General features: G+C 81.8%; 1 pseudogene. It reads right to left on the reverse strand.

The features are described 5' to 3' along the window. Window positions 1–429, reverse strand: a pseudogene (locus IE249_RS36220) (hypothetical protein); the annotation flags it as partial.

Below are 429 nucleotides of genomic sequence, written 5' to 3' on the forward strand. Positions count from 1 at the left end.
GCGCGTACCGCGCGCGGCGCTGGGCCGGGTCCGTGGGGTCCCAGCGCAGCCCCGGGCCCTTGCCGCCGGGACCGCCGGAGCCACCGGGTCCGCCCGGACCGCCGGATCCCGGACGCTGGGGCCGCTCGCCGAAGCCGCCCTGGGAGCGGCCGGGCTGGCGGTCGCTCCACTGACTGCCCCAAGGTGAACGGCCGTCCTCGCCGGAGCCGTCGTCCGGGCCGCCGGAGCCACCCGGGCCGCCCTCGCCCGAGCCGCCGTCGGACGGGTGCCGGGGCCGCCAGGGGCTGTCCGGCGCACCCTCGGGCGGCGGCGCGAAGGGGTTGTCGTCCGGGGCCGCTCCGCCGCGCCCGCCGCCGTCACCACTGCCCGAGGGGGCGTTGGGCGGCGAACTCGGGCGCTCCCGCAGCAGCACGGCGCCGCGCTTGTTCC

Source organism: Streptomyces anandii JCM 4720, from assembly GCF_014650655.1.
GTDB classification, from domain to species: domain Bacteria; phylum Actinomycetota; class Actinomycetes; order Streptomycetales; family Streptomycetaceae; genus Streptomyces; species Streptomyces anandii.